General features: G+C 47.9%; 9 protein-coding genes and 1 pseudogene. 7 read left to right on the top strand and 3 right to left on the bottom strand.

Annotated elements, in window-relative coordinates; translation table 11 throughout:
• The 4 genes and pseudogenes from FHW89_RS12285 to FHW89_RS12270 all read left to right on the top strand — a co-directional run.
• A partial coding sequence (locus FHW89_RS12285) for an RHS repeat domain-containing protein (RefSeq protein ID WP_172335319.1) occupies positions 1-1,035 on the top strand: 1,035 nt, incomplete at its 5' end.
• Between the two features lie 8 nt (positions 1,036-1,043).
• Entirely contained in the window at positions 1,044-1,388 is a 345-nt protein-coding gene (locus FHW89_RS12280) for a hypothetical protein (RefSeq protein WP_172335318.1), read from the top strand.
• A 25-nt stretch (positions 1,389-1,413) separates the two neighbouring features.
• Positions 1,414-2,235, top strand: a pseudogene (locus FHW89_RS12275) (RHS repeat-associated core domain-containing protein); the annotation flags it as partial.
• Between the two features lie 4 nt (positions 2,236-2,239).
• A complete protein-coding gene (locus FHW89_RS12270) occupies positions 2,240-2,719 on the top strand; it encodes a pentapeptide repeat-containing protein (protein WP_172335317.1) in 480 nt (159 codons plus the stop codon).
• Between the two features lie 520 nt (positions 2,720-3,239).
• On the opposite strand, the gene FHW89_RS12265 is transcribed toward FHW89_RS12270, so the two are convergent.
• From FHW89_RS12265 to FHW89_RS12255, 3 genes are read right to left on the bottom strand one after another with little or no spacing between them, the layout of a single operon-like run.
• Positions 3,240-3,560, bottom strand: coding sequence for a hypothetical protein (locus tag FHW89_RS12265; RefSeq protein ID WP_172335316.1), 321 nt, complete (start codon positions 3,558-3,560; stop codon positions 3,240-3,242).
• A gap of 23 nt (positions 3,561-3,583) precedes the next feature.
• Positions 3,584-4,885, bottom strand: coding sequence for a hypothetical protein (locus tag FHW89_RS12260; RefSeq protein ID WP_172335315.1), 1,302 nt, complete (start codon positions 4,883-4,885; stop codon positions 3,584-3,586).
• A gap of 56 nt (positions 4,886-4,941) precedes the next feature.
• Positions 4,942-5,541, bottom strand: coding sequence for a Crp/Fnr family transcriptional regulator (locus FHW89_RS12255; RefSeq protein ID WP_172335314.1), 600 nt, complete (start codon positions 5,539-5,541; stop codon positions 4,942-4,944).
• 207 nt (positions 5,542-5,748) lie between these two features.
• On the opposite strand from FHW89_RS12255, the gene FHW89_RS12250 reads away from it, so the two are divergent.
• The 3 genes from FHW89_RS12250 to FHW89_RS12245 are packed head-to-tail and all read left to right on the top strand — an operon-like array spanning position 5,749 to position 7,305.
• Positions 5,749-6,669: an RteC domain-containing protein gene (locus FHW89_RS12250; RefSeq protein ID WP_172335313.1), complete on the top strand. Its 921-nt coding sequence runs from the start codon at positions 5,749-5,751 to the stop codon at positions 6,667-6,669.
• Positions 6,662-6,790, top strand: coding sequence for a hypothetical protein (locus tag FHW89_RS28975; RefSeq protein WP_256367785.1), 129 nt, complete (start codon positions 6,662-6,664; stop codon positions 6,788-6,790). The genes FHW89_RS12250 and FHW89_RS28975 overlap by 8 nt, the downstream gene beginning before the upstream one ends.
• The gene (locus FHW89_RS12245; protein ID WP_172335312.1) at positions 6,775-7,305 is read left to right on the top strand and encodes a hypothetical protein; all 531 of its coding nucleotides are present in this window, start codon (positions 6,775-6,777) and stop codon (positions 7,303-7,305) included. The genes FHW89_RS28975 and FHW89_RS12245 overlap by 16 nt, the downstream gene beginning before the upstream one ends.
• Positions 7,306-7,326: the final 21 nt, after the last annotated feature.

The raw sequence follows: 7,326 nt of genomic DNA, 5'->3' as shown, positions 1-7,326 counted from the left end.
AGGGCATTGCCTAAAGACGCGGCAAGTTACAACTATGAATACACGTTAACCGATCACCTGGGCAATAGCCGGGTAAACTTTGATACAGGCACGGGAACAGCCAGGCAGGTACAGGTAGATGATTACTATGCCTTCGGTATGGAGATCAGCACGAGTGTGGCCAGTCCAAAAAATGAGTATCTTTACAATAAGAAGGAGCTGCAGGAGAACCTGGGTTTATATGACTACGGTGCAAGGTTCTATGATCCGGTCATTGCAAGATGGACAAGTGTCGACCCCTTGGCGGAGAAAGGAAGACGATGGAGTCCTTATGTTTATGCGTTTGATGATCCGATTAGGTTTATAGATCCTGATGGTATGTGGCCTGATTGGGGAAAGATTGCGTACTATGTTGGGAAGGTAGCACAGAACTTACAAGAAGGCTGGGATAATTTAAGGGCCACTTCTAAGGAAAATCCAGTACATACTATAAGCAAGATAGGGAAAGGACTGAGTGATGGCAGTATAAAAAATGGATTAGTTAAAGCGGTTGCTCATAATACAGTCAAGGCAACTACTGGAACAAATACTGATAGGCTTGAGGTCTTAGCAGTTGTTACAGGTGAGGCAATTCAGTTAGGTTTACCGGGTGGGGATATAGGTAAAGCTAACGATATTGCTAAAATGGGTGAGGCTGCAAAGGTTGGTGAAGCCGCTAAAATAGCAGATGCAGCAAAAGTTGCAGAGGGTTCTATTGAGCTTAAGTCGTTTGGAGACTTGCAGGCCAACCCTAAAGGCATATGGGGAAAATCTGCTGACGAGGTTGGAAATATATTAGGTGACGGGTGGACAAAGTCACCATTAAATGATGGTGAGGGTTGGAAGTTTACTCAAGATGGGAAAGATGGATTCGTTTCTTTTACAGAAGGCAGTGGGAGGCATGGAAATACTCCATATTACAAGATTAACAGTGGCAGTGGAAAAATTAAAGTGGTTGATGATAGTTATAAACCTACAGCAAATGATAAATCGAAAATTGTAAATATAAATCAATAAAAACAGACATGAATTTGGCAAATGGTTATAATCTCTTGATCGATACATTGATTATGGTATCTCCGGATTTCGAAAAAATAACGAAAAAGGAAATAGAAGGTTACATTGAGGAATTGGAAGGCGATTACTATACATTTTTCGATCATATTAACCTTATACCCTTGCAGAATTTAGGTTTGTTAAATGATTTTCATATTGAACAAATAACGATTCTCAAACACATAATAAGTAACATACCTGCTCACTTGTGGAATAACGCCGATTTCAGGGATAATTCTATGTGGATGAAGGCAAGAGAGGTCGCTGATAATCTTTTGAGCTCATTAGGAGTTTCCAAAAGAATAATAGAATAATAGACCTTTCAGCCAATACGATTACGGTGCCAGGTTCTATGATCCGGTTATTGCAAGATGGACATCTATCGATCCCTTGGCGGAGAAAGGTAGAAGGTGGAGTCCTTATTCGTATGGCTTTGATGATCCAATTAGATTCATTGACCCCGATGGAATGTGGCCGGATTGGGGTGCTTGGGGAAGAGAGATTAAGCAAGGCTTTGTCAGCCACTACCAGGGAATAAAGAAAGTACTTACAACGAATCCGGTAACTACAATTAAAAATGCGGTTAACGGATATGTCAATAATGTTGCTGCTCACCCAGTAGAAGCATTAGCTAATGCTTCTACTGGCGGGCTTTACGGAAAAGCAAAGGAAAGCTACCAATTAATTAAAGCAATAGCTACGGACGACGCTAAAACAGGAGGCCCTATACTTGGTAATGCCGGAGCAAACGTTGTGGATCAGGCTGTTGGCATGGGTGTTGCAGGGGCTATTGGTAAAGGAGTAAGTGCGTTAAGAGGGGCTGCTCCTGCGGCAGAAGCTTTAAGTGTCGCTCCTAGAGCTCCCGTCACCGCTGAGGGAATTGCGAATGCTCTTGAAGGCTCAACAATGCAGACAACACAAGGGGTAGTGTCCTTACCTGTGGTACAAAGATATGTTAACATGCTAGATGCGGGAAGTGAAGCACCCGCAATAAAAGTTGCTGGTGATGTAATAGTTGAGGGTAATCATCGCTTCGTCGCAGGAAGAATTGTTGGTCAAGAGCCAGCGCAGGTACCCGGTAATCTTTCACCGAGCCAAGCACCTATGGTGAAACCAATTCAATCAACAAAAGTAGATCCGTTAGACTGGGGAAATAAATAAGACTATGAAAATACTATTTGCAACCGATGATGTGTTAGACGTACCCTACGATACACTAGTAGGAGCTAATTTGAATGGCCTAAACTTACATAGGGCCATATTTGAAGGTATGGACTTACATGATACCAGTTTTATAAGTAGTGATTTAAGAGGTGCTTTCATGGCTGGTGCTAATATGAATAATTGTGATTTTTCAAGGGCCAGCTTGATAACCGCTTACCTTATGAAGGCAAGTTTAAGAGGAGCCAATTTGCAGGGGGCCAAGGCTTTCTTTTGCAACTTTAACGACGCTGATCTAAGCGGAGCTAATCTGAATGATGTTGATATACATGATGCTGAATTTAGCGGTAGTAACTTACATGGGGCTATAATGACATGTCGACGCATTGAGTCAGCCAATCTCAAAGGAGCTACCTATAATCTCTCTACAATATGGCCGCTAGACTTCGATCCTATCAAAGCTGGATGCATTAAAGAGGAATAGAAATAGCAAAATACATTTACTAGGAGGATGCCACATGTAGTAAATGTGTTAAAGTAAGTAAGATCCCAACCACCGCGTTGGGCTTATACTTTTTATAAGCTATTTGTATCTTGACGTGTTGGATAAGGCCATCAATGGTATACATGATATGCTCTCTGTCTTTGTCAGCAAGCTGCTGGATAGATAGTACTTTATATAGGAGAGCTTGATCTATCTGCTTTGCCTGCAAGGTAACCTAATGACACACTCAGGTCATCAGCAATCTTACCAGCAACCTATGAACACCAGCTTTGATACCTAAATCGCTTTGTAATACCTTACGTTCTTTCCTGATCGAAGTTAAACGGCTGCCGAAAGTTATCATGATTGTAGCGTTTATGCCCCTAAAGGTAGCTTTGAGTAAACATACTGACTTAAATGATGGTATAAATATCCTATGGTTTGATATGGGTTGCCCTATTATTATCCTAAATGGCAATCAAAAAATTGAAAAGGTATTTCAAAATCTGCACGCTATTTTTTATCGGGGTCCTTGATAGGGTAACCAAAAGCGCTCGCTGTGAAAGACCATCTCCCGCCACTCCCAGAAACGCCAGGGTTTGACCGTAAAGGTGCGGTATAACCGGATGTCACCTGTGTTTTTTTCGGGGTGCTGGCAAAGGAAATAGCCGTATGAAATCATGCAGCTTTGGAATGACATTCCTTTGCCGCCCTCTTCGCTGTAAGTAAAACTGCCGTCTTTATTGCTGTAGCTATAGTTTTCTTCCAGGAAGAAACTGAAGAAAGGGAGGTTACTGCCGATGAGGATAAGGGCTAGGCTGATCAGGATGATTTTTTTCATGGGGATAGTATTAAGTGTCAGTGTTAATTACAGGGACCTTTGCTGAGCGGGGTGATACCGCCGTTTTTATTGAGGTTGGCCGCGTCTTGCAGGTTGTCCAGACCTTCGCCGAGACCGGCTGGTGTCATGGCATGTGGCTGAATGCCAGGCCCCAGGAGTCCTACAACCGTTGTCGGGTCGGGTAAGCTGATTTGCCCGGCCTGGCAGGCGTAAAACGCGAAACTGGTACAATTGAAGGTGACCAGGTCATAGGTAGGGGGAGGGTTGCTGACATAATTGACGATTTTGTTAAAGTTGTCCGCGGTTACGGTGTAGGTGATACTGACATTATAATCTAAGGCGTTGTTTAATGCGATTTTCGACGATGCATGTAATTTGTCCAGACCGGTTGCGTCAGGATAAAAACCAAAGACCTGGGTGACGCTGTTTTGGCCGTTGCTCTTGGTCATGCCGATGGCGGTATGGCCTACGCTGTTGGGGCCGATGTTGAAAGAGGTGCCGGGAAAGGGTTCCTGCACGTAAACGGTAATGGTCATGGTAGCGCCCTGGTCTGGGATGCTGCCGAAGCAAAGCATGAGGTTTTTGGGGTTGACGGCAGGGCCGCTCTCGCCCGGCAGGTTGGATACGACTGGGGCTGGGGGAAGGTTGGGGGCGCTGCCGCCGCCGATGCCCCCGGTGCTGGCGGGTACGCCGGCGCTGAAGCCGCCGGATGCGCCGCCGTCCAGTTCGTAGTTACAGACCTTTTCGGCGTAGACGGTAACCCCGCCATCGCCATCGGCATAAGCGTCCTGGTACCAGGTGCAATCTACGGCGAGCAGGTTGGTTTTGAGTTTGCCGGTGTCCTGCGGGGCCCTGGACCGGATGAGCCCGATAAGCTTACCGGCGGCGTAGACACCGCCATGGAGCAGTCGGTTATCCGGGCTATAGACAAAAATGCGCCCGGTGAATTGGTTGGCAGGCAGGTTGCCTTTCCGCTGGAGGGTCAGTCCATCGGGGATGATCTCCAGGATCTGCTCCCGGATTTGTTGGGTAGTGTCCCGGTAAAAGGCGGCTCTCCGGTATCCCTGCCGGATGCCCTGAAAGATGGGCTGCCCGCTGATGCCCGTCAGCCAGTAAGTTGTCCCGCCGTTTTCCCGGTATTCGGCGCCGTCCCAGTTTATAACTGTCAGGGAGCGATTTTGGGGCTGTCGCGCATACCATGCTTTGACGGCATCCAGGCTGAAATCTTTATTTACGGGATTAGGTATCGGTTGATCGGTTGTGGTCTTCCGGCAGGCGGTCAGGAGACTCAGCAGGATGGCGAGGAGGATGGCTTGCTGTTTCATGGCTGATGGTTTGATCCAAATCTCGGGAGCGTTGGTGCTTTATTTTTTGATTTGGATCAAATTCGTCTTCTCCCCCGGATCCGGCTGAGGGTCTCCTGGGTGATGCCCAGAAAGGAGGCAATTTGCCCCAGGGAGGCTTTTTCCAGGATACCCGGGTATTTCTCCAGCAGGAGCTGGTAACGTTCCGCGGGATCCTTCGTACGGAGCAGGATGGCGCGTTCTTCGGATTGGATATAATAGCGTTCGGTCACCAGGCGGCCATGGTAATTGTATTCCGGGAATTCGGCGTAGATCGTTTGCAGCTGGTCCCAGGTCATGGACAGGAGCACGCTGTCTTCCAGCAGTTCGATGTATTCGGCAGCAGGCCGCTGGGTATAAAAACTGTATACGGAGATCATCAGGTCGTGGGCGCCCATGAACCAGGTGGTATGTTCCCTGCCTTCCCGGTCAAGGAAAAAGGCCCGGGCGAATCCCTGACGGATAAAATAGATATGCCGGTTGATCTCCCCCTCCGCCAGCAGCCGGTGTTTTTTGGGGTAGGTCCTGCGGACAATGAAGTGCTCAAAACGCTGGCGTAAGGCGCCGGAGAGGGGGGCGATAAAGGTCAGGATCTGGAATAACAGCTCGGTATCTGAAAGCTCGTTCAATTCTTGCATACGATTTTGATTAGTGTCAAAACGTCTTTGGGTTACAGTAATTAACTTTGGATTAATGTTTTATATCTGCTAATTAATAATTTTTAATTCAGAATAGCAACTGTTCCGGGAATTATCTGATAAAGAGCCGGACCGGTTGATACGGTTAAACATCAAGCGGAGCCGGGATGACGATGGGTTTTCTGTGGGCTAAACGTGATGACCGGCATGGCAGCATTTACCTTTAACCAATATAAACCGATGATCAAATTTGCCGAAAACTTGTTGCGGAAGCTCCAGGAGGAGATCACGCGGATCAGCACGGCGGAAACCGCGGCGGCGCCAAAACTCAAACTGATTTTACAGGCGGTCCGTTCAGCTTTAAAACAGCTCCGGACTTATATCCAGGAACACCCTTTTCCGCGGGTGCAGGATGAGATCGATTTTTTTAAGCGGGTCAAACCACGATTTGACGCGCTACGAATCTATTACCTGGGAAAATACGATCTGGACATCCGTATGCCAGCCGGGGATACGGAAACTTTGAAGGCGTTTTACCGGGAAGAACTCCGGGTGGTACAGCGGTTTTTCCGGCATGTCGGTTTTTACCACCAGTATTATCGTTTGGGGACAACGGAACTGGATGGGCTTTATTTTGTCCGGGGCGCGGAAGCGCCCGGTGTGCTGCTGCCGGAATTGCCGGATCAGGATCCCGGGTTCTCCACGGCTTGCGATTACCTGTTTGCCAAGATCATCGCTTTTGAACGTTTACAGGAGGATCTGCTCCGGGCCCTCAGCACTTTGGATCCGGCACATTTGACAGGGATGGAAGCCGAGGCTGAATTGCCGGCCCTGAAATGGACAGGGGATAAAGTTAACCTCGTGGAGGTGATCTACGCGCTCTATTTTACCGGTCAGCTGAATCATGGTAATGCCGACCTGTCGCTGATCATCCGTTTTATGGAAAAGCATTTGGAAATCGACCTGTCCAGGGCCTACCGGGATTTTATCGATATCCGGAACCGGAAGGTCAGCAGCCCGAGCCGGTATATCGATCAGATGCGGGAATCCATTCACAAACGGGTAGATGATGATCTGGCCTTCAAAGTGCCCCGAAAGAATAATACAAAATCAGGTGGTTATGGATAAATCGTTCGCAAGTACCGGCTGGCTTGCGCATGCGGGCGCCGGGATCCGCCAATCTTTGCGCTACCAACCCGCGGTAATGGAACGGCGGGTGAAAAGCAAAATATTATGTTACACCAATTGACCTGGCAACCGTTTTTATGGGTTGCCCTGATCCTCGGCCTCACCTGGTATTTGCTGTTGCTGCCTTTCTGGTATAGGCGACAGCTTCGAACCTGGCTGGATCGTCATGAACAAAAGCCGCGCATCGAACCGCTCCGTAAGGATTGGGCAGAAGAACTGGAAGACGACCCGGAAGCGGATACCGGCTATAGCCTGATGGGCCGGCCGAAAATGCCGGAAGGGGTGTCCCGGCTGGGTATGAACGCCTTCAGTTTTGCCCGGCACCCGGATGTGGATAGCAGCCGGGAACAGCAGCAGAGCCTGATACCTGATGCCCTCGAGGAATTGAAAAGTATTTTTTTGACGCTGGAAAAAGAGCAGGGTACGAAAGATGATTTCATCTCCCTGTTTGGCCTGGTCAAAGCGAAATACGCCGCTATCCGCGATCCGGCTTCGAGACGGGCGCTCAGTGATTACATCCGCGAAAACGCCCTTTTTCCGATCTCGGATGAAGAATTAACCACCCTCTGGAATTAACCCTAATAATTTAACCCAATG

The sequence above is a fragment of the Mucilaginibacter sp. SG564 genome (assembly GCF_013149275.1).
Lineage (GTDB): Bacteria > Bacteroidota > Bacteroidia > Sphingobacteriales > Sphingobacteriaceae > Mucilaginibacter.
The sequence above is the reverse complement of the archived record's forward strand: the minus strand, read 5'-3'. Positions and strand labels throughout refer to the sequence as shown.